The 20,493-nt window shown below is 52.7% G+C and carries 20 protein-coding genes; 13 read left to right on the top strand and 7 right to left on the bottom strand.

Annotated elements, in window-relative coordinates; all coding sequences use genetic code 11:
- The first annotated feature begins 22 nt into the window (after positions 1-22).
- The gene (erpA, locus tag NST37_RS20050) at positions 23-382 is read left to right on the top strand and encodes an iron-sulfur cluster insertion protein ErpA (RefSeq protein ID WP_003389695.1); all 360 of its coding nucleotides are present in this window, start codon (positions 23-25) and stop codon (positions 380-382) included.
- A 756-nt stretch (positions 383-1,138) separates the two neighbouring features.
- Here erpA and NST37_RS20045 read toward each other — a convergent pair.
- The 3 genes from NST37_RS20045 to NST37_RS20035 form a co-directional block, all read right to left on the bottom strand.
- A protein-coding gene (locus tag NST37_RS20045; protein ID WP_122958896.1) for an IS1182 family transposase occupies positions 1,139-2,469 on the bottom strand; the annotation gives its coding sequence in 2 pieces (ribosomal slippage) (positions 1,139-1,929 and positions 1,929-2,469; 1,332 coding nt in all).
- Positions 2,470-2,662: 193 nt separating this feature from the next.
- Positions 2,663-3,787: a hypothetical protein gene (locus tag NST37_RS20040; RefSeq protein WP_339185692.1), complete on the bottom strand. Its 1,125-nt coding sequence runs from the start codon at positions 3,785-3,787 to the stop codon at positions 2,663-2,665.
- Complete coding sequence (locus NST37_RS20035; protein ID WP_339185691.1) at positions 3,763-3,993, bottom strand: sigma-70 family RNA polymerase sigma factor; 231 nt, start codon at positions 3,991-3,993, stop codon at positions 3,763-3,765. The genes NST37_RS20040 and NST37_RS20035 overlap by 25 nt, the downstream gene beginning before the upstream one ends.
- Positions 3,994-4,432: 439 nt before the next feature.
- Here NST37_RS20035 and NST37_RS20030 point away from each other — a divergent pair, with 439 nt between their 5' ends.
- The 7 genes from NST37_RS20030 (at position 4,433) to NST37_RS20000 (ending at position 10,838) form a co-directional block, all read left to right on the top strand.
- Complete coding sequence (locus NST37_RS20030) at positions 4,433-4,801, top strand: YolD-like family protein (protein ID WP_238986183.1); 369 nt, start codon at positions 4,433-4,435, stop codon at positions 4,799-4,801.
- Positions 4,802-5,143: 342 nt separating this feature from the next.
- Positions 5,144-5,524, top strand: coding sequence for a cupredoxin domain-containing protein (locus tag NST37_RS20025; RefSeq protein ID WP_003389687.1), 381 nt, complete (start codon positions 5,144-5,146; stop codon positions 5,522-5,524).
- Between the two features lie 335 nt (positions 5,525-5,859).
- Positions 5,860-6,582 carry an amino acid ABC transporter ATP-binding protein gene (locus NST37_RS20020; protein WP_024983106.1) on the top strand — a complete coding sequence of 241 codons (723 nt, stop codon included), beginning with the start codon at positions 5,860-5,862 and terminating at the stop codon, positions 6,580-6,582.
- Between the two features lie 35 nt (positions 6,583-6,617).
- A complete protein-coding gene (locus NST37_RS20015; protein WP_081787775.1) occupies positions 6,618-7,433 on the top strand; it encodes an ABC transporter substrate-binding protein in 816 nt (271 codons plus the stop codon).
- Positions 7,434-7,498: 65 nt separating this feature from the next.
- The gene (locus NST37_RS20010; RefSeq protein ID WP_003389683.1) at positions 7,499-8,188 is read left to right on the top strand and encodes an amino acid ABC transporter permease; all 690 of its coding nucleotides are present in this window, start codon (positions 7,499-7,501) and stop codon (positions 8,186-8,188) included.
- A 42-nt stretch (positions 8,189-8,230) separates the two neighbouring features.
- Positions 8,231-8,965: an IclR family transcriptional regulator gene (locus NST37_RS20005; RefSeq protein ID WP_003389681.1), complete on the top strand. Its 735-nt coding sequence runs from the start codon at positions 8,231-8,233 to the stop codon at positions 8,963-8,965.
- Between the two features lie 220 nt (positions 8,966-9,185).
- Positions 9,186-10,838, top strand: coding sequence for a M20/M25/M40 family metallo-hydrolase (locus NST37_RS20000; RefSeq protein WP_003389680.1), 1,653 nt, complete (start codon positions 9,186-9,188; stop codon positions 10,836-10,838).
- 300 nt (positions 10,839-11,138) lie between these two features.
- Here the strand turns inward: NST37_RS20000 and NST37_RS19995 are convergent, their stop codons facing one another.
- From NST37_RS19995 to NST37_RS19980, 4 genes are all read right to left on the bottom strand, one after another.
- Positions 11,139-12,731, bottom strand: a complete 1,593-nt coding sequence (locus tag NST37_RS19995) for a YcdB/YcdC domain-containing protein (RefSeq protein WP_327956348.1) — start codon at positions 12,729-12,731, stop codon at positions 11,139-11,141.
- Positions 12,715-13,257: an RNA polymerase sigma factor gene (locus NST37_RS19990; RefSeq protein WP_003389678.1), complete on the bottom strand. Its 543-nt coding sequence runs from the start codon at positions 13,255-13,257 to the stop codon at positions 12,715-12,717. Before NST37_RS19990 ends, NST37_RS19995 begins: the two co-directional genes overlap by 17 nt.
- Positions 13,258-13,329: 72 nt before the next feature.
- Positions 13,330-14,847: a PepSY domain-containing protein gene (locus tag NST37_RS19985; RefSeq protein ID WP_031931947.1), complete on the bottom strand. Its 1,518-nt coding sequence runs from the start codon at positions 14,845-14,847 to the stop codon at positions 13,330-13,332.
- Between the two features lie 89 nt (positions 14,848-14,936).
- The gene (locus NST37_RS19980; protein WP_003389676.1) at positions 14,937-15,800 is read right to left on the bottom strand and encodes a helix-turn-helix transcriptional regulator; all 864 of its coding nucleotides are present in this window, start codon (positions 15,798-15,800) and stop codon (positions 14,937-14,939) included.
- A 129-nt stretch (positions 15,801-15,929) separates the two neighbouring features.
- On the opposite strand from NST37_RS19980, the gene fabF reads away from it, so the two are divergent.
- From fabF to NST37_RS19955, 5 genes are all read left to right on the top strand, one after another.
- Entirely contained in the window at positions 15,930-17,168 is a 1,239-nt protein-coding gene (fabF, locus tag NST37_RS19975) for a beta-ketoacyl-ACP synthase II (RefSeq protein WP_327925676.1), read from the top strand.
- 73 nt (positions 17,169-17,241) lie between these two features.
- Complete coding sequence (locus NST37_RS19970; protein ID WP_003389674.1) at positions 17,242-17,664, top strand: hypothetical protein; 423 nt, start codon at positions 17,242-17,244, stop codon at positions 17,662-17,664.
- Between the two features lie 40 nt (positions 17,665-17,704).
- Complete coding sequence (locus NST37_RS19965) at positions 17,705-18,232, top strand: hypothetical protein (protein WP_327925677.1); 528 nt, start codon at positions 17,705-17,707, stop codon at positions 18,230-18,232.
- 192 nt (positions 18,233-18,424) lie between these two features.
- The gene (locus NST37_RS19960) at positions 18,425-19,126 is read left to right on the top strand and encodes a response regulator transcription factor (RefSeq protein WP_003389671.1); all 702 of its coding nucleotides are present in this window, start codon (positions 18,425-18,427) and stop codon (positions 19,124-19,126) included.
- Complete coding sequence (locus NST37_RS19955) at positions 19,123-20,475, top strand: HAMP domain-containing sensor histidine kinase (protein ID WP_171506648.1); 1,353 nt, start codon at positions 19,123-19,125, stop codon at positions 20,473-20,475. Before NST37_RS19960 ends, NST37_RS19955 begins: the two co-directional genes overlap by 4 nt.
- The last annotated feature ends 18 nt before the right edge of the window (positions 20,476-20,493 follow it).

Below are 20,493 nucleotides of genomic sequence, written 5' to 3'. Positions count from 1 at the left end.
CGGCTGACAAGGAGGGAAACGAATGATTACCATGTCCGAGCAAGCCGCCCTGAAGGTAAAAGAAATGCTGGCGGCAGAGAACAACCCTAACCTGTTTTTGCGCGTAGGTGTCCGCCCGGGTGGGTGCAGTGGCTTTACCTACGGGATGGGTTGGGATCAGGAAATCAAAGAAGGCGACCAAACCTTTGAACAAAATGGAGTCAAGATTGTTGTCGACAAAGACAGCTACCTATATATCAAAGGCACGGAAATCGACTACAAGGAATCGATGATGGGCGGAGGGTTTTCCATTCATAATCCGAACGCGGTCGCTTCCTGCGGCTGCGGTTCTTCTTTCAAGACCGCGCTGGCTGAGGGGAAAGCGGAGAAGTGCGACGACTAAGGAAAGACAAAAGCTGAAACGAGAGACCTCCTTGGGCATATGCAGAAGCTGGATGCATTGCCCAGGGAGTTTTTTTTGTACCAATCATGCAGATCTATCTCTACGACATGTCCGGTTGGCAAAAGGAAAAGATCGGTCTTGCAGGGGAGGGGAATCTGAATCTTATGATCTACATGGTCACAATGCTGAGTGTGGCGATTGTTTTTGTTATCTGGAGCTGTGTGCTTTCGCGTAAGTACAAATGGAACAGAATCACCTTGGTTCCAACCATCGTTACACTTGTTTTGCTATTTTACTTGCTGGGAAATTTTTTAAGAATGTAAAGGTTTCACGCGAGTCCGTTTTTTGTAGAATATCGTTTTGCTCCTGCAGTCTTATAACCTCTAAACGAAGACCTTACGGGACCCCTTGACTCTCATTGAATGTAGTGTTTGCGTTCTCCCGCAATACCAAGGAAAAGGCTACGGCCATGATATGCTTGCGCGTGTAGGGAAACTCCTGGCAGAGCGCTGCAAACAGGTTCGTCTGGGAGTGGTCACTCATCACAGGCGTGCTTTGAACCTCTATCAGTCGATAGGTTTTGAAGCTGTTGCCGAGTTTCACTATTACGTCATCGATCTCAAAGACATATAGAGAAAGGGTAGGGCGCGAATACGCGCCTCAGGCTGTCGAGAAACCCCACAATATGTTGGAGTTTCTTCTTTCATAACAATAAAATTGAGCACGAAGTGCTGGAAGTCTTAGATAGCACCACACCTAACATGCCTTTGCAAGGTGGAGTGCTATCTTTTTTATATTTTGAACGGTTGCTGTCAGCAACGCTTGCTCTTGGACATTTTCACGTCCGCGCAACCTACAATAGCGAAGTCCATGCAGTTCTTTGGCATCTGCAAAACTTCGCTCTATCGTTTGGTATCTCAACCTGTATAGGTATTTTCCTGACTTACTTAAGCGGTTCTGTCGAACCCATTCTTTACTCTCTTCCCATACATGCCTGGTTATCACCTTTTGGTGATTTTTTGACCGTGTACACATAGTGAGCATCGGACATGCCTTACATATTTCTTTATTTGACTTATACATTCTGTATCCGTTACGGTCAGTTGTCGAATAAGCAAGCTCATGTTTTTGGGGGCAAATATAGACATTCTTTTCGGGATCATATTTAAACCGCCATTTGGCGATAAGGCCTTTAACAGGTGAAAAAGCTCGATGGCCAATGACGGCAAAGATATTTAGATCGTGCAGAGCCTTGCAGATTGGAGTAGTTAAATAGCCAGCATCCAATGCAACGGCTTCAATGGTATCTGTAAACCCAAACTTCTCAATTTGGTGTTGTAGCCGATCTACATAAGGAACAGAATCATGAACGTTACCCGCAGTCACGTGTACATCAGTTATGATATTGTACTTATGATCGACTGTCCGATGATCGAGATAGAAAAAGCCTTCAGGCTTTCCGTCACGAACCATGTAACCACTGTCCGGATCAGTAGTACTCACCTTGATTTCCTTTTCTTCCTTCACATCCTCTCTAGGCTTCAATCCTTTTTTCCGTGTGCTTCACGGTCTTCATTAATGGCTGCTTCTAAATCACTAAGGTAGGCTCGACTAGATTTTTCAATAACATGCTTCTTAAATTTACGTTTGTTCGCATTTGCTTTCAGATGAGTGGAATCACTTATCAAAACACGTCCGCCAACCATGCGATGTTGGATAGCAAGGCGAACGATTTCATCAAAAATCTCTTGGAAAACATTTGTGTTTTTAAAACGAGTTCGACGATTCCAACTGATGGTAGTGTGGTCTGGAACTCGATCTGTTAGTGAAAGGCCAAGAAACCAGCGGTAAGCGATATTCGTCTGAATTTCCTTTTCGAGTTGTCTTTCTGACCGGATACCGTAAAGGTATCCAATGAAAATCATTTTAAATAAAACCACCGGATCAATGGCTGGTCTACCGTTATCTTCACAATAGTATTGGCGTACTTTTTCTCGGATGAAAGAGAAGTCTACATGCTTTTGAATAACTCGTAGCAAATGGTCCTCCGGGACCAACTCATCAAGGCATACAAATTCATATTGCATTTGTTGCTTTTTTTCATTAGAGGAAAGCACAATAATCACCCGCCAGTAAATGTAATTACAAGAATATTATAACACATTAACGCGGTGTCGTCATAAAATACAGGGAAATAAAAATGGCTGTCGACTTTCTCGACAGCCTGGGGCGCGAATACGCGCCTTTTCCTGTTTCAGCAAGCCACCCCACGAGCTGCGATCAGCCTTTCGGCGGGGGCGCAGCAGCATGTAGATACTCCATCACCTCTCGATCTGCAACATAGCTGTCCACCAGCTTCACCTGTTTCTCTGTTACCTCGTAGGTCCAGTAGCTAGGGATCGTCATTTGGCGATTGTCGCCACCCTGAATCGTCCACATCCGTTCAAATGTAACGAGATAGCTGTCTCTCGTCTGCAGCTTGACCTTCGTTCGCAGGCTGGTGGTTGCCAGTGTCTCGGGTATTCCTTCGACACGGACTTGCCTGGTTTCACCTGTGCGGGCAGGAAACTCCGGCTGCTCCGACAGCGCCCGCTCAATCGCTTCCTGGACGGTAAACTCTCGATCCCGGTATAGCTCCTCCAATGCCTCTTCACCTCCTTGCAGCCCCCAGATGAGGATGTAGCGGCCGTCCCAGTTTTTCGTCAGACCGAGCCCAAAGAAGGGGCTCCATGCCGAACTCGTTCCCGATTCAAGCGCTTCTTCTTTTGGCGAGCCAAAATCGCTTGCATAGAACGTCTCCAGCTCGGCTTTTTTCTGCATGATCCTCTGTTCGTCTTTGCTTTCGATCTGGTATCGGGCAGCATAGAGGAAGCCGTGTTCAAAAGAGAGCGTCAGCTGTACCTGCTCGTCTCTCAAGGTGACGGGCATGAAGGCTTCTTGCAAGCCGTCCGCACCCAGGCTTTCAATTCCCCCAAGCGGCTGCAGTTCTCCCAATTCGGGGAAGAGCGCCTTTGCTTCGTCATAGGTCATGCCGAGCGAAAATACGCGGTAAAAAGCCAGTTTATCCGCTTCTGTCTGCCAGGCGACAGTCTGTTTGGGTGCTTCGGGCAGTGCAGGGGCTGGCGTCTGCTGGTGATTGGGCGTCGTCACAGGAGGAGAAACCAACTGGCTTGGATTTTCTTCCGGAAGCTGAGCGAGCGGACCGGCCCAAAGAAGGATGGCGGCCACTGCCGCGACGCCAGCTATGGCACATGTGCGGACAAGAAATCGTTTTTTTCCACTTTTAGCCATTGCTTGGGAAGCGAGCGTTCTTTGTTCCAGCCGGGACACTTCCTCCTGGGTCAGTCTGAGCGAGTCGTGTACCAGTTCCTTTCGTTGTTTCAGCTGTCGGTCAAGGATGTCCAATCCTGATCTCCTCCTTTCAGCAATTGCCTCAGCTTTTCCAAGCCTCGCGAAAGCCTGACCCGCACTGTTGAATCCTTCAGTCCCAAAAGCTCGGCAATGTCGGGCGTTCGCATCTCTTCAAAGTAGTAGAGCACAATGACTTCCCTGTATTTGGTCGGAAGCCCCATGACGTTTTGGACCAGCTCGTCATTTTGAAACTGCTGCATAACCTGCTCCTCGATAGACTGAGAGGAGCTCCTTTCAAAAAAAACGGAAGTAAAAAAAGATGCCGATGATTCCATGATCGCAAATAATCCTTGGCGGTGTTTATGGCAATCCGGTAAAGCCAGGTCTTCGGATTGGCGTCTTCGCGAAAGGAATCAAATTTTTGAAAGGCTTTCACGAACACCTCCTGGGTCAAATCCTCGGCGATTGCTCTATTTTTTACATAGTAATAGGCTGTTCGAAAGACCAGGGCATGGTGCGTGGCCACCCACTCCTTGATGACCTGCTCTCTTCTCTTGGCTAGCGGTTCGAAGGGAATCACCTCCTTGCTCATTGCTTATTTGACGAAGCTGGGGGCAAGAGCGCTACAAAATCCTCCATTTGCATATTCGCAAAAAAGGAGTAGAATAAGAACAAATGTTCCTGTTGGAGGGTACCGGAATGGCTAAGAACATCGAAGACTTTTCAGGAAGTATGGAGATGGCAGTTTTGAAACACGCGTTGTCGCTGACGAAAGGCGGCGAGGAAAGCCCGGCGCTGCCTCTTGTTGGACGCCCGGTCGTGGACGAAGACGATTTTGGCGAAATGTGCTTCCGCGTCTACGATTCGACGCAGTACGACTACGCGATCACCGTTTCCTGGTTTCGCGAAACAGCCGGGGGACTGGGAGTGGTCGAGACAGCCTGGGGGGTCGTGCGGAATATCGATGTGGGACAAAAGAAATTCAAGCTGGTCAACGACTGGGAGGCGCAGTGGATCGGGGTTGAAGATCTGGTGCGCGTCGTTAAAACAAAAAGGGCGAGCTTTTAGGATGTACAGCTCAGTGCGTGGTTTGCCATAATAAGGAAGAAACTCGTGAAGTTGTGTCGAACTTGATTTGCGATCAAATCTTGAGGCTCACTCTCTTCTTTCGGCTCAGGGACAGCCCTTTCGCTGGAAGTGCTTTCCCGAAATGACCGTCTTCTATATCTCTCCTGTCGCAGAGCAGGGAAACATAGTAAAAGGTAAGGGCTTTCCTAGTTTTTGCCAAAGTTCACCAATCGTTCTCAGGTTCGTCAAGATTCATTCACAGACTGCCAGATTTTGGACGGCCTTCTTTCGCTATAATGAAATTGTAGAACTTGCAGAAATTGCATGAAAGAAGGGTGCCTTATGAAAAAAACGTGGGGTTTACTGATTTCGGCAGTGGCCATTTCCGCTATGCTTGCGGGCTGCGGAGGAGACAAAAAAGAAGCAGCGGCAGGAGGCGAACAAGCGCCTGCAGCAGCCACTGAAAACGCAATCAACATCGAAGCTAGCAACTGGAAGTTTAACCAGGAATCTTTCGAGGTGAAAGCAGGAGAGCCGTTCACGATCAACTTCAAATCGACTGAGGGCTTCCATGGGATCGGCATCGAAGGCCTGGATGTAGATATCCAAAACGAGGGCAGCAAAACGATGACCATCGACAAAGCAGGAGAGTACAAGATCTTCTGTAACGTGATTTGCGGACCTGACCACGGCAAAATGATCGCCAAGCTTGTCGTGAAGTAACAACTGGCCAAAGCGCCGGCAACGATTTGAATAACAAAACCCAAACACTCCGGCCGCTTTCGGTCGGGGTGTTTTTTGTTGATACAGCGCATTTGGCCTGGACGGTTGCTCGCAAAATAGTTTCAAAGATGCATAGAGAATACAGTCCCAACTGGAAAGGCTTATTTGTCCCGAAAAGACGAGCCTTTCTTTTTTGCGAAAAAAAGGGTGACAGAATGCTATTGAGTAAATATAATCAAAACAGAAACTATTTTCACAATTCGGAAAAGTATATGTATGCATTTTCATGATTTGATTATTCACCACGAATTACCGGAAGGGGGGCAAGCACAAAAATGATTGAAGTGAAAAATTTGTACAAGTCGTTTGGCTCGCTTACCGTCTTGAAAGGCGTAGATCTGCAGGTGGGCGAGAGAGAAGTGGTAGTTTTGCTGGGGGCCAGCGGCTCGGGAAAAAGTACCTTGCTGCGATGTCTGAACTTTTTGGAAATGCATGATCAGGGGGAGATTCACGTCAACGGCCAGAGGATCGACCCGAAGACGACGGATTTGAACAAATTCCGGACAGAAGTCGGGATGGTCTTTCAGCACTTCAACCTGTTTCCGCACAAGACGGTCCTGGAAAACGTGATCGAAGCGCCTGTCCACGTAAAAAAGACTCCCCCCGACAGGGCGCGGGAAGAAGCGTACGCCCTGCTGGAAAAAGTGGGAATGAGGGACAAGGCCGACGTTTATCCGGACATGCTCTCCGGCGGACAAAAGCAGCGTGTCGCCATCGCGCGGGCACTGGCGATGAAGCCGAAAATCATGTTGTTTGACGAGCCGACCTCGGCGCTCGATCCCGAACTCGTCGGGGAGGTACTGCAGGTGATGAAGCAGCTGGCGAAGGAAGGCATGACGATGGTCGTGGTCACGCACGAGATGGGCTTCGCCCGCGAAGTGGCCGACCGGGCTGTTTTCATGGACAACGGGCAGATCCTGGAGCAAGGGGAGCCGGAGCATTTCTTTACCAACCCGCAGCAGGAAAGAACCCGACAGTTTTTAAACAGCATTTTGTAAAGCAAGGAAAGACAACGATAAAAGGGGGCATCACGATGAAAATGAAAAAGAAATGGACGATGGGGGTACTCTCCACCTTGCTTTTTGGCTCGCTCGTATTGTCGGCCTGTGGAACGTCCCAGAGCACGGGGGGAACAGCCGGGGAACAGGGGGCCAAAGACCCGAACAAGAAAGACTTTACGTACGCGATGAGCGGTGTGTACAAGCCGTTTAACTTTAAAGAAAACGGGGAGCTGATGGGCTTCGACGTGGAGATCGGGCAGGCGCTGGCAGAAAAAATGGGGATGAACCCCGTGCCGATCACCAACCCGTTTGAAACGATCATCCAGGGGCTGCAAGCGAAGAAATACGATACGGTCATCGGCAGCTTGACGATTACGCCTGAGCGGGAAAAAGCCGTTGCGTTCTCCAACGTATACTATCGCTCCGGCGCTCAAATTTTCGTCGCGGCCGGCAACGACTCGATCAAGTCAGCCGACGATTTGAAAGGCAAGCGAATCGGTGTCCAAAAGTCATCCAGCTATGAACAGCAGGCGCTGAAATTGACAGACAAAAGCAACATCACGACGTATGACAGCGATGTCACGGCATTGATGGATCTGCCGACAGGCCGCCTGGACGCGGTGATCACGGATCAGATGGTCGGCTTCCGCTACATGAAGGAAGTGCCGGACAAGATCAAGGATGTCGGGGAGCCGCTCAGCCATGACAATCAGGGGATTGCGCTGCGCAAGGACGATAAAGAGCTGCTGGAGAAGGTGAACAAGGCTCTGGACGAGATCATCAAGGACGGCACCTATCAGAAGATCAGCGAGAAATGGTTTGGACGCAACATTTTGGGAAGTGAATAACCCTTTCCGCGGCCAGTGGGCGTCTGTTACGGGCGCCCCTATTTTTAAAAATGGGGTGAACCAATATGTTTGACATCCTTTTGTCCAGCTATCCCATGTTTTTGGAGGCGACATTCTTAACACTCCGGTTAACGGCGATCTCCCTGATCATGGGGTGTGGCGTCGGTCTGCTGATTGCCTTTTTCCGCATCTCTCATTCCAAGGCGCTGCAAACGATTGCCCACGTGTATATAACGGTCATCCGCGGAACGCCCCTGATCGTACAAATCATGGTGCTCTACTTCGGGATAACCGAGATCGTCACGCTCTCTTCCTTTTGGGCCGGCGCTTTTGCGCTCGCCATTCACAACGGGGCCTACATTGCCGAGATTTTTCGCGGCTCTATCCAGTCCATCGACCGCGGACAGATGGAGGCAGCCAAATCGCTGGGGATGTCCTATCCGCTGGCGATGCGCCGGATCATCCTGCCGCAGGCATTCAAACGGGCCATCCCTCCGCTCGGCAACCAGTTTATCATCGGGTTGAAGGATTCGTCGCTTGTCGCTTACGTCGGGATGCAGGAGCTCTGGGGTACCGGGCTGGGCGAAGCGGCATCAAACTACCGGCAGCTCGATACGTATTTGGTAGTCGGTCTCTACTACCTTGTGCTGGTCCTCATTTTCACCTACGTGGTAAATCGACTGGAAAACCGCTTGAACACGGGGGCGGCAAAGAAAAAGAGCAAAGGCTATGATTCGGCATCTCAATCCGTGTGAGGAATGTCGGTACAATCGGGGTAAGGATGGGGAGTTTAGCCAATGGTACAGTCAATTGACAGGGCAATGGAACTTATCAATGTGCTTGTCTCCGATGAAACGAAGTCGGATTGGTCCATCTCGGAGCTGGCACACGCCACCTCTCTGCCGCTCAGTACGATTCATCGCATCCTCGGGACGCTGAGCTCACACGGATTGATCAGTCAGGACCCGGTGACCAAGCACTACCGGATCGGTTACACCTGGATGACCATCGGCATGCGCATGCTGGACAAGATCGATATTCGCGTCGTCGCAAAGCCGGTGATGGAGCGCCTCGCCCGGGAAGTGGAGGAGAGCATCTGCCTGAACATTCCGAGCGGCCTGGATGCCATTTTGATCGAAAAGGTGGAGAGTCCGCTCAAGCTGCGTGTGGCGGAGGATTTGGGCGACCGGATTCCGCTCACGATCGGTGCTCCCAACAAGACGATGCTGGCTCATATGCCGCAGGCGGACATGGAGCGGATCGTCAGCCAGCTGCTTCCTCGCCATCAGCAAAGCGAGTTTATCGAACAGTTGGCAAAGATCCGGGAAAACGGCTATGCCATCAGCTCTGGAGAACGGACGGAGGGAACGACGGCGATCGGCGCTGTGATCATGGGACGGAACCAGAAGGTAGCCGGCGCCCTCTCGATTAATGCCGTTGCTTTTCGCATCACCGACGAAAGGCTTCCCATGCTGATCGGGAAAGTCAAAGAGGCGGCGGAGGAAATCTCGCTGCTGAGCGGGAATAGATGACCCGAGCGGCAATATTGTGACTCGAACGGGGACTGCATGGCGGAACGGACTTCAAGACCGGAACAAGTCTACACGACCGGGGCGGGACTGTATGGCGGAACAGGTCTGCAAGATCGGAGCAGCACAATATGACCGAAGCCAGTGGCCATATTTGGCCGCCTATTTTTTCACCATCATTCAGAAAATGATTCCATGATACGGAAAGTAGAGGGGTTCCATTATGGGAAATGCATGGAAATGGCAAACAAAAGAACAACTGATCGAGCTTTTGGGCAAGCTGGTAAGCTATCCGTCCGTCACGGGCTCTAAAGCTGAAATCGAGCTGGCCCGATTTGTCGCCGGAGAAATTGCAGCGCTTCCCTATTTCCAGGCCAATCCGGGCCATGTGCAGCTTCATCCGACAGGCGACGGCCGGTTTTTCGTCACGGCGCTGGCGAAAAAAGCGGAAGGGGTTCAGCCTACCGTTGTCCTGGTCAGCCACTTCGACGTGGTAGATGTACAGGACTTTGGCGAGTGGAAGCCGCTTGCTTTTGATCTCACCGCATTGACCGATGAGTATTTGCGGCACCGGGATGAGCTACCGCAGCATGTCCAGCAGGACCTGGCTAAAGGTCAATGGCTGTTTGGACGCGGCTCGATGGATATGAAAGCAGGACTGGCCCTGCAGATGTCGATGCTGGAGCGGGCTTGTGCCGGCGAGTTTGACGGGAACGTGCTGCTTTTGACAGTACCGGATGAAGAGGTGAACTCACTCGGCATGCGTGCGGCTGTGCCGGTATTGCTGCAGCTTGCCGAGCAGCACGATCTCGACTATCGCGCCTGCCTCAACTCCGAGCCCGTCTTCTCCACGTATCCGGGGGATGAGAACACGTACATCTACAGCGGATCGCTGGGAAAAGTGCTGCCCGGCTTCTACTGCTACGGCAAGGAAACCCATGTGGGCGAGCCGTTCTCGGGATTGAATGCCAACGCGATGGTATCCCGGCTTACATGCGAACTGGAGCTCAACACCGATTTTTGCGAGGTGGTGGAAGGAGAGGTCACGCCGCCGCCAACGAGTCTGCTGCAAAAGGATTTGAAGAAAGAGTACTCGGTGCAAATCCCCGACCGTGCCGTCGCCTTGTACAACATGTTCGTGATGGAAAAACCGATCGACGAGGTGACAAAACAGCTCCGTCAGCTTGCGGAGAGGACCGCAGACAAAATCGAGCGGGAGTACGCAGAGCGGGCGGCAATTTTCGCCAGTCTGAACCAGTCGCAGCCAATCTCGATGAAAGTAAAGGTATTGCAATACGAGGAGCTGCTTGCCTATCTCATCGGGAAAGTCGGACGGGAGCAGGTGGAGAGCATCCAGGAGCAGGTCATGGCAGGCCGAGGCGAGCTGGACGACCGCGAAGTGACGATCCGCCTGATCGACGAGCTCGGTCTGTTGTGCAAAGAGCTGGCGCCGATGATTGTGCTGTTTTATGCGCCTCCGTACTATCCGCCGGTCAGTTCGCGGAACGATCCGCTCATCCAGCACGTGATCGGGGAGGTCAGCGCCCGAGCCGCTGCAAGCCACCAGTTGGAGCTGAAGCACCAGCACTACTTTCCGGGTCTCTCCGATCTGAGCTACACCGGTCTCCCGGAAGCTGCTCAGGCCATCCAGCCATTGGTGGACAACATGCCGCTCTGGGAAAAAGGGTACGCGCTGCCGATCAAGGAGCTGGTCGCCCTGAATATGCCTGTGATGAATCTCGGACCGTTTGGCAAGGATGCCCACAAATGGACAGAGCGGCTGGATGTTCACAGTGCGTTTGAGGTGCTGACCGACCTGCTGCCGTTTGCGATCGAGCAGCTTTTGCAAAAAGGAAGCGACGTAAAAACAGGCTGACGCTTACAACTATGCTGCCGTCAAGAACAACGCTTCAAGCATCATACATGCTGGCAAAGAGGCAGGCTCCCGCAGACACCTCAGCGGAGAGTGATGTCCATCCCGCTACCTGCAAAAGGAAGAATGGGAAGGATCGCGGAGAAAAGCAAGTGCTCCAGGTTCGTTGAACAGGCGGGGAGCTCCGAGCCCTCCAAAAGGCAAAGAGCAAAAAGGGAGAAAAATGCGAGGGCCGGAAGAAGCCCATGCGTTTTTCTCCCCTTTTCGATGGAAGGAAGTCTGTTGGTCAGATTACTTTTAAAATTATTGCCCGGTCGGCAATATACGAGGGTTCAATGGCAAGTAAACAAGCGAGGGAGCAGGAGTTCCTTTGGGCCAAACGTAAACAAGTGAAGCCGGATGCTTGCTCACAAATTCCCGCGCGGCTTCCCCGGCCGACTGCAGGCTTGCATCAGCCCTACGCTCACGGTTTTTTCGGGAAAAGTCTCCTTTAAACCCGATTACCTTTCCGGATGAAGGATCGACATCTACCGAGTAGGTGTCATCCCATATAGGAAGCTCCCGGTAAATCCCGGTGAACGTAATCCGGGTAAATGACGGTTCTTTTTCCACCTTGGCTATCTGCAGCATTTTCGTATCGGAATCAAGGTATGTTTCAAGAAAGGAGGCGGCAATTTCGGCAGCTTTTTCTGCGGTCGTTTTGGCATCTCCGACAGGGTGATGATTCACGTATTCGATTTCAACAATTTCTCCCGATGATTCCTTTGTCACGACTGTGACTGCGCTGTCATTCCCTACGGCCCAGCGATACTCTTTTACATGATTGATCCCATCGTTTAAGCGCTGCGGCTTGCCCCCAACCGCAATGCCAAAATCCGTTTCCAGCACGGCAGCAGCCTCCTCTGCTGTACGGGCAATCAAGGGCTTTTCGGCAGGCACGATTTCCATCCGCTTTCCGAGCAGCCGGGAATGTTCCTGTCCGGACCCGGCTGGTTGGCCGTCCAGTGCATGTACATAGCCCATCAGGCCGGGATCGTAAACCATGGCCGAAGCGCCCGCCGGCGATTGTTCTCCGGTTTGACCGGCGTAGAAGAGCTTGAGTTTGTCAGCGATAAGCTGCTCGGCTTTTTCCCTGGGAATCGCCTTGGCCGGATCGGGAAACACGCGCTCGTCCGTCCATTTGCGGTTGCTGCTCGACTGCAGCTTTTGACCCTGATTGGAATTATCCAGGGTTACGACAAAGCAATCATCAAGAAACGGAACGCCATTCACCATTCGGGTGAAGACATATTGCCGCTTTGCCGGATCGGATAATGCCTCGATGAGCCGGTAATGCCGGCTCTCCCGGCCGATCATTTGCTGGAGGTACGCTGCCGCCGGATGATTGTCAGTCACTGCGCTGTCGGTACTGTCTCCGGGAGAATCTGGCAGGCTTGGTGCTGTTGCCGGAGGTGCGTTCACGGATGAATTGCCCAAAGGAGCGATGGATGGTCTGCGGCTTTGGGGTGGCTGCGGATTCGCTGTTTTCCGTGAGGCGTCATCCGGCTCTTTTGTCTCAGTCTGCGAATGCTTCTGATCAGCCTGCTGCTTCTTGGGAGCCGCAACGGAGAATTCGGGCCCCTGCTTGTCATGTACTGAGGAGTGAGGAGTGGCCATCGGTATTTGTTCCGCAGAGGGAATGGCGAGTACAGCCCCCAATGCGGCAACGAATAGAAAGCTGGCTGCTTTCAAGGCGAAGACAACATACGCTTCGCTGCCTTTTGCCTGATCCATCCTTCTGGCTTTTTCGGCCAGCATCGTCTGCAGCTGCTCTTTGGCCTCTATTCTGGGGGCTGGAACGCGGCTGTTCAGTTCCCGTAATTGCTGGTGCAAGCTGTCGTTATTTTCCCAGTGCATTTACGACCCTCCCTCCGTGGCATTCCGGGCCGAGCTTCTTTTGAATGAGCTTGATGGCTCGGTGAAAATCGACCTTTACTTTCGCTTCGGAGATACCCAGTATTTCAGCCGTTTCCTTTATGCTGCACCCCTTGATGGAGCGGATGATAATGACCAGCCGGTACTTGGCCGGCAGCGCGAGGATCGCCTCTCGCAGTTCCCGCTCCTGTTCCTTTTCGGCAAACTCTTTTTCCGGCAGTCCGGTTTTGGCTGGCAGCCCGTGAAACCAGCTGTCGACGAATATTTGCTGAAATCGTTTCCGGCGATACTGATCGATGGCAACGTGCTTGGCGATGGAGAATATCCACGTTTTGAGCGCCACGCGCCCGTCATAGCGAGGGAGCGCCTGCAGCACACGGGCGAATACCTCCTGCGTAATATCCTCCGCATCGCTTCGATTTCCCACAAAGTGATATAAAAAATAATAGATTTCCTGGTAATAAGCCTCGCAAATTTCGCGGATGCGCTGTTCGCAGCTTCCAGACATCCCGTTCCTCCTTTCAGAGACGGTGCTTGCCTCCAGGTAATGGAGAAGCAAGCACCGGCGCGGTTGCCTTTCTTAACGCGGAACGATCTTTCCTGTGACCGCATCCACAAATTCGAGCACGTCGGGATTGATCTGGGCTTTGTACACGAGAACGGGCTGATCTGCTTGCTTGGATTGGTTGATCGGATAAAAATACGTCAGCTGGAGCGGATGGTATTTGAGATATTCTTGCATGGCCTGTTCCGCGCTGATCGCGTTTTTGGGGTCGGGAAGAGTGAATTTGTCGCGAACGGAAGGGCCGATCAAACGAATGGGCTTGCCTGTATCGCTGTTGATGGTTACCTGAAACGCTTTCTCCACGAAAGGTATTCCGTTTGTCGCAGGATAAACCGCGAAGTTGAAATGCCCCTGTGGTTCAATGTACAAGCGAGTCTCCAACACAACGGCTTTGCTGTCTGGATCAAGGAATGGCTGAATCAACTGAACAGCAGCCTTTTTCGCGTCTTCCAGAGAAATTTTGCTGCTGGCTGGCGGCTGTACAGAATCTTCGCCGGTATCGAGTCCTGCGGAGAAGACCAGTCCGCTGGTTGGATCGACGGTTACGAAACGGTTCTCATTGTTTTTCGTCCACCTGTACTCTTTATAGCTTTTCCCCGCCGCAGAACCGTTTTGTTCCGAAAAGGAAGCGCCAGCGAGTTCAAAGCCGAAAACGTTTTGCAAAATGGACGCAGCTTCTTCTTTGCTGCGGGCAGCCAGTGGCTGGCCAGGCGGAGCAACAGGTATATCATAAAAGAACTCTCCGGTGAAGCTCTTGAATTTTGCATGCTCAGTGTCCACCCAGGAGCCTGTCTTGGCATCCATGTACCCGGAGCCGACAACCTGATAGACCAGGCTGGGTGTTTTGTCAGGGCCGGTCAGACGGTAAAACGGCTTCATCATGTTGGTCATAGCTTGCTTGGCTTGTTCCGGGGACATGGCCTCAGACGGGCTCGGAAGCTTGGACGGATCAGGTGAGCCGTTCAGTGAGGCTTCGTTGGAAAACTCCACAACATTTCCTGCTCCATCCAAGGACACAAACACTTTTTTCTGTTCGACGGGGATGCGGTTGATCGATTTGGCGAACACGGCTCCATTCAGGCTCTTTGACGACGCTTCGTTGTATTGCAATTCCGCCAGGCTGCAGTCAACCAATCCCTTTTGATGAGCGGCAGTCAAAAACGCCTCCGCCTTTTTCTTTTGTTCGCCGAGTGAAAGCTCCTGGTCCATTTCATTAGCGCCGCTATCCAGCGAAAAGCTTTTGATCTCTCCGGTTTTCTGCATAAAGATGGTCATTTCCGGCAATTTTGCTTTTTCGGCTTTGCGGGTAATCACGACCGTGCTGCTGTCCGCAGCCATTTCCACTGTTTGAACGGGGAGCTCTTTCATGTAGGGCAGCAGCGTAGATAATTGCTCCAGGTTTTTTTGGATGACGTCATTCAAAGGGGCTGGGCTGCTGGCATAGACTGCCGATGTCCCGGCAGCCCAAAGAGGGCTTGCGCTTAAAAGGCTTGCTGCCGCGATTGTCAGCATTGCTTGATTCAGCTTTTTCATGCTACGAACCTCCTAGGTTTTCTTTTCTCACCTGCGTTATTCGCATGAAACAGCAAAAGGTTACAAAATTTTTCCGGATTTGTTTGTTTTTATTCCAATTTTGCTGTTCGGGCAGACTGGCGCTCCATGAGCTGCTTCAGCTTTTCCTCCGTCGAGGAATCCGGAGCGGGGGTGTAGATGCTGCAGCGCAGATCGGCATCGCCCTGTACCTGCAGAGACGTCAGATGGAACAGCATTTTGCCTGCTTTGGCGTGCCTGAATTCAATCAAGACCTCCGGGGCAGAGCTCACCCGGCTTTGCTCCCACAGCGGATGGAAGTCGGGATGGGTCCTTTTCATCTCGTCGAGGAACTGCTCGTACCATTCGTCCTCTACGTACTGGCCGTAATACGCGCGGAAAATGGACAAAAAGCCGCTGACGAAGTGCTCCCAGTTCACCGCCAATCGGCGAAGCTCTCTTCTGGCAAACAGTAGACTGATGAGATTCCGTTCCTTGGCGGGAATTTGTTCAAAATCGAGGAAGACATGGGAGGCCGCCTGATTCCAGCCGACGATCTGGCAGCGCCTGTCCGAGATAATCGTCGGGCAATAGCGCAGCTCCTGCAAAATCCTTTGCAGCGACGGACTGATTTTGGGCTGCTCCTCCTGTGAAAGAATGGGTCCTGTTCCGCTCTCGAACGCGAGGGCATACAAGTATTTGCGCTCATCGACGGTCAATTGCAGGGCGTTGGCGATCGCATCGAGCACGGATGCCGATACGCGAATGTCCCGCCCTTGTTCCAGCCATGTATACCAGGTAAGGCTGACTCCGGCCAGTTGTGCGACTTCTTCCCTGCGCAGTCCTGGCGTTCTTCTGCGCTTCCCGGCGGTCAACCCGACGGACTGGGGCTGCACCTTGGCTCTCTGCGTTTTTAAAAAAGCGGATAATGCCTGCAATCTGGTCTGGTGGTTCATCATCGATCCCTGCCTTGTTTTAGTCGGTAAGGTGGTAGTTGTTATACTAGTATAAACGACAACTTGTAATAGGATAACGGGTGTGACAAGATTACTTCCAGAAAGACATTTTCAGGGAGGAATCAAACGATGGAACGAGTTGTGATCACAGGTATGGGTGTCATCTCGCCGCTAGGCAATGACGTCCAGTCTTTTTGGAGCAAGCTGATCCGGGGAGAGTCGGGGATCACGCGGATCGATACGTTTGACACGGATGGACATAAAGCAAAAATAGCGGGCCTGGTCCGGGATTTTGATGCCGAAGCGCGATTCGGGCGCAAGGAAGCGCGGCGGATGGACCGTTTTTGCCAGTTCGCCCTGGCGGCGGCAGAGCAGGCCTTTGGGGATGCCGCACTTGATCCGGAAAAGGTGGATCGGGAGCGGATGGGCGTATACGTCGGCTCTGGCATCGGGGGGATTCAGACGCTGCTGGAGCAAGAAGCGCTGCTCCAAGAGCGGGGACCTGGACGGGTCAGCCCGACGCTCGTGCCGATGATGATCGCCAATATGGCGGCCGCGATGATCAGCATCCGGTTTGGCGCCCACGGTCCGACAATGGCTCCGGTGACGGCGTGCTCCATCGGAAACACGGCGATTGGCGAGGCATTCCGGCTGATCCGGGCCGGAGGGAGCGACGTCGTCCTGGCCGGGGGGACGGAAGCGGCGATTACCGATATTTCGCTCGCCAGCTTTGGCAATGCCACAGCGATTTCCACCCGCAATGACGAGCCTGCCAAAGCGAGCCGGCCGTTTGATCTGGAGCGTGACGGCTTTGTCATGGCCGAGGGAGCGGGCATAGTGGTGCTGGAGTCTCTCACGCACGCGCTCAAGCGAAATGCGAGGATTTATGCAGAGGTCATCGGCTATGGAGCCAGCTCGGACGCCTATCATATGGTAGCCACGCATCCGGAAGGCATCGGGGCGTATCTGGCCATGAAAGCGGCGCTGAAGGAAGCGGGAATAGAGCCGCAAGAGGTCGATTTGATCAGCGCCCACGCGACGAGCACGGAGATCGGCGACAAGACGGAGACAGCGGCGATCAAAAGACTGTTCGGGGAGGCCGCCTACAAAATCCCGGTAACGGCCAACAAATCGATGATCGGCCATATGCTCGGGGCGGCAGGCGGAGTGGAAGCGATCGCTCTGGTCAAGAGCCTCGGGGAGGGCGTCATTCCGCCGACAATCAACCTGGAGAACCCCGATCCCGCATGCGACCTCGACTACGTGCCCAATCGGGCGAGAAGGGCCGACCTTTCCATTGGCATTTCCAACTCCTTTGGCTTCGGCGGCCACAATGCGGTGATTGCGCTGAAAAACTTTGCCGAATAAATACATGTTTTTCCTCCGAAACGAGCATGGTAAAAAGGAGAAAAGCTGGAGGCAAAAGGAGGGATGTGCGTCCGTGGAAAAAAAACGGTACTACATCACGCTGCAGTCCGGCACGACAGTGGCCGAGATTCGGGATGTGAAAGGGGAATCCACCTACGATTTTGAAATCGAGGCATCCCCGATGGAAGCAGGAATGATGCGCGATTTGTTCGAACACTGCGCACATGGCGACTTTATGATGTGGATGCATGGCCACACGTTGTGGACCGACATGCCTGACAGGGACAATGACGAGTACGACGACAACCTCCGGGAGATTTATCGCATGATGTATCGTCTGGGGACGCCGAAGACGAAGCAGGATCTCGAACAGATGGGTCTGGTGAAGGCACTGGGGCTGAATCAGGACGAAATGCCGCAAGAGCTGAAAAATCCGGCTGCTGGCCAGGTGGAAGACCCGCCGCAAGGACCTTTGGAAGGCATTTTGGAGCGCTAGGACAAGACTTTACTGACAGCATGAAAAGGAGTGGTCCTCGATGAAATGTTGGAAAAGCAAGCTTTTGGCAGCAACACTTGTGATCGGGCTGGCGGTGCCGAGTGCAGCTCTGGCGATGGAAAGCCGCTCGGATGGATTGTCGCCCCAAACCAAACAGCAGCAGGAGCATGGTGAACACGGCGGGGGACATGGCGAGCATTATAAAATGAAGCGTCTGCATCATTCCCACATGGGGGTTCATCGCCAGATGTACTTGACGCTGCTCGCGGAAAAGTACACCCCGGAGAGCGCCGAAGAGTGGAAGGCTGCCCTGGCAGAACGCAAGCGGCTAAAAGAGGCCTACAGGGCGCAAAAAGCGAAGCAGCAAAACGATGCAGGGCAGCATCAGGAGCACAAAGAAGCGATGCACGCGTTAAAAGAGAAGTACAGGGACACTCATAAAGAGTTTCACGCGGCGATCGAATCAGGGGATGCCGCGAAGATCAAGATCGTCCTGCCCAAGCTTTTGGCTGAGGTAAAAGAGGGAAACAAGCTGCTTGCAAAAAAACTGGAAGAAAAGAAAAACTAGCAGAGCCCGAACTCGCTTCGTACAATAAAATAGCGTATGGCAAAAAGGACGTGTCCCGTGCGCGTCCTTTTGCTTTTACCAGGAATTGCTTTTTACGAAGAAGATTGCCCTTGCAGAAGGCTGCGACATAGCTGAAAAAAGCCTTGCTAGCAAGCATAATACGTTCACATGGTCAGGCAAGGGGAGAGGAACATGAGCTACTTGATTTATCTGGTGGAGGATGAGGAGAATCTAAACCAGGTTCTGGCCTCCTACCTGGAAAAGGAAGGCTGGCAGGTGCGCTGCTTTTCCGACGGGAATGCAGCAAGGGCTGCGATCATGGAGGCGCCGCACCTCTGGATTTTGGACATTATGCTTCCTCATGTGGATGGATACCAATTGATTCGCGAGATTAAAGCCCGCCAGCCACATACTCCCGTAATCTTTATTTCTGCACGCGATGCGGAGCTGGACCGTGTCATCGGTCTGGAAATGGGCAGCGACGATTATTTGCCCAAGCCTTTTTTGCCGAGGGAGCTGGTGATTCGGGCCGGAAAGCTGCTGCAGCGGATCTATGCGGCAACGAGCCCGACAGCGGCCAATCAGACAGCAGCGGCTCTTGGCCGGTCTGTGCGGATGCTGCCGCCTTACGAAATCGACGAAGGCTCCCGAATGGCCCGAATCGACGGGCAAAAGATTGAGCTGACCACCAAGGAGTTTGATTTGCTCTTGCTGCTGTCCGCTCATCCGGGACAAGCGCTGTCGCGGGAACAGATTCTGCTGCGGATTTGGGGAGAAGAATATGATGGCAGTGACCGCGTCGTCGACGATTTGATGCGCCGGCTGCGCAAAAAGCTGCCCAAGCTGCGTGTGGAGAGCATATACGGGTATGGATACAGGCTGGTGGAGCGATGAAAAACTATCCGTTGGCTGTTCAAATTTGGCTCATTTTTGCCAGTATTACGCTGGGGGTGACCTTGCTGCTCGCGCTGCTGTTTCCATGGGCGCTGCGCGGCTTCTTTACCAAAGAAATTTATGCGCAGATCGAAGCCTCCCAAGACGTATTCCTTGCATATGCGACCTCCTCCGTGGACGGCTGGGAGGACAAGGGGCTCTTGAAGCGGGAGCTGGAACGCCAGAATGTTCGGGCCGTCACACATGTCATTTTTCGCGAAAATGGAAAGGTGATCGGCGGGAAGGCACTGCCCGAATCGCTTGTAAAGATGCTGAACGAGGATATCGGAGAACAACTGGCCGATGTCCAGCAATACGTTCGGCCTGTGGAGGACGAGTCGATCTACTACGTAATCCGGCGAGAGACGCTGGCCGGAAAGACAATCTATCTGGTCTCTTATGTTTGGAACTCGTATTTGAACGGATTGGTAAGTACCTTGTTGTGGCGGCTTATTCTCATCATGGCGGCGGTGCTGCTCATAAGCTGGCTTCCGTGCTTGTGGCTGGCCCGTTACTTGACCAGACCGCTGGTGGAGATGGAACAGCGGGTCAAGCGAATCGCCGACCGGGATTGGAGCGAGCCGTTCGTGCTGGAGCGTGCTGACGAGATCGGCCGTTTGGCGGGCTCCATCGAGCGGATGCGCGAACGGCTCGTATCGCAGAACGAGAAGCAGCAATCCTTTTTGCAGCAGGTTTCGCACGAGTTGAAAACGCCGGTTATGGTCATCCGCAGCTATGCCCAGTCCATCCTGGACGGCATCTTCCCAAAAGGAGATATACCGGGGAGCGTACGGGTGATCGACGAAGAGGCGGAAAGGCTGGAGGAGCGAATTCGGGGACTGCTGTACATAACGAAGCTGGAATATTTGGAGCAGCAGTCCTCCCGCAAGCTATTTCGCCTTGATGAACTGGTCGTAGAGGTGTGGGACCGGCTCAAGTGGAAGCGGACCGATGTCGACTGGAGCTGCTCTGCGGAAGCCGTGACCATATCAGGGGACCCGGAGCAGTGGAAGGTAGCAGTGGAGAACCTTCTGGACAACCAAATGAGGTATGCGCAGAAAAAAATCACGCTTGCTTTGGGACAAAAGAACGGAAATGCCGAGCTTCGCATCGGCAATGACGGACCGCCGATCCCTGAGGAAAAAACGGAACACCTGTTTAACCGTTTCAGCAAAGGGGAAAAGGGGGAGTTTGGCCTGGGACTTGCCATCGTCAAGCAGATCGTCCAGCTCCATCATGCGCGCATTCAAGTGGAAAACGGAGCCGGTGAAGTGTTTTTTGTCATTTCCATTCCCCTCATGAAGCGGTAGCGGCCGGGCTGGTAGTTC

This window comes from Brevibacillus sp. FSL K6-6036, from assembly GCF_037964015.1.
Taxonomy (GTDB): domain Bacteria; phylum Bacillota; class Bacilli; order Brevibacillales; family Brevibacillaceae; genus Brevibacillus; species Brevibacillus borstelensis.
Note: the sequence above shows the minus strand (reverse complement) of the source record. Positions and strands in the feature narration are given on the sequence as shown.

Bases quoted from the DNA above. Each gene is read 5' to 3' on its own strand.
- erpA (WP_003389695.1), top strand. From the start codon at position 23: ATGATTACCATGTCCGAGCAAGCCGCCCTGAAGGTAAAAGAAATGCTG.
- NST37_RS19985 (WP_031931947.1), bottom strand. From the start codon at position 14,847: ATGAAAAAGCTGAATCAAGCAATGCTGACAATCGCGGCAGCAAGCCTT.
- NST37_RS19955 (WP_171506648.1), top strand. From the start codon at position 19,123: ATGAAAAACTATCCGTTGGCTGTTCAAATTTGGCTCATTTTTGCCAGT.
- NST37_RS19960 (WP_003389671.1), top strand. From the start codon at position 18,425: ATGAGCTACTTGATTTATCTGGTGGAGGATGAGGAGAATCTAAACCAG.
- NST37_RS20010 (WP_003389683.1), top strand. From the start codon at position 7,499: ATGTTTGACATCCTTTTGTCCAGCTATCCCATGTTTTTGGAGGCGACA.
- fabF (WP_327925676.1), top strand. From the start codon at position 15,930: ATGGAACGAGTTGTGATCACAGGTATGGGTGTCATCTCGCCGCTAGGC.
- NST37_RS20015 (WP_081787775.1), top strand. From the start codon at position 6,618: ATGAAAATGAAAAAGAAATGGACGATGGGGGTACTCTCCACCTTGCTT.
- NST37_RS20030 (WP_238986183.1), top strand. From the start codon at position 4,433: ATGGCTAAGAACATCGAAGACTTTTCAGGAAGTATGGAGATGGCAGTT.
- NST37_RS20020 (WP_024983106.1), top strand. From the start codon at position 5,860: ATGATTGAAGTGAAAAATTTGTACAAGTCGTTTGGCTCGCTTACCGTC.
- NST37_RS20035 (WP_339185691.1), bottom strand. From the start codon at position 3,993: ATGCAGCAGTTTCAAAATGACGAGCTGGTCCAAAACGTCATGGGGCTT.
- NST37_RS19980 (WP_003389676.1), bottom strand. From the start codon at position 15,800: ATGAACCACCAGACCAGATTGCAGGCATTATCCGCTTTTTTAAAAACG.
- NST37_RS19965 (WP_327925677.1), top strand. From the start codon at position 17,705: ATGAAATGTTGGAAAAGCAAGCTTTTGGCAGCAACACTTGTGATCGGG.
- NST37_RS19995 (WP_327956348.1), bottom strand. From the start codon at position 12,731: ATGCACTGGGAAAATAACGACAGCTTGCACCAGCAATTACGGGAACTG.
- NST37_RS20025 (WP_003389687.1), top strand. From the start codon at position 5,144: ATGAAAAAAACGTGGGGTTTACTGATTTCGGCAGTGGCCATTTCCGCT.
- NST37_RS20000 (WP_003389680.1), top strand. From the start codon at position 9,186: ATGGGAAATGCATGGAAATGGCAAACAAAAGAACAACTGATCGAGCTT.
- NST37_RS20005 (WP_003389681.1), top strand. From the start codon at position 8,231: ATGGTACAGTCAATTGACAGGGCAATGGAACTTATCAATGTGCTTGTC.
- NST37_RS19990 (WP_003389678.1), bottom strand. From the start codon at position 13,257: ATGTCTGGAAGCTGCGAACAGCGCATCCGCGAAATTTGCGAGGCTTAT.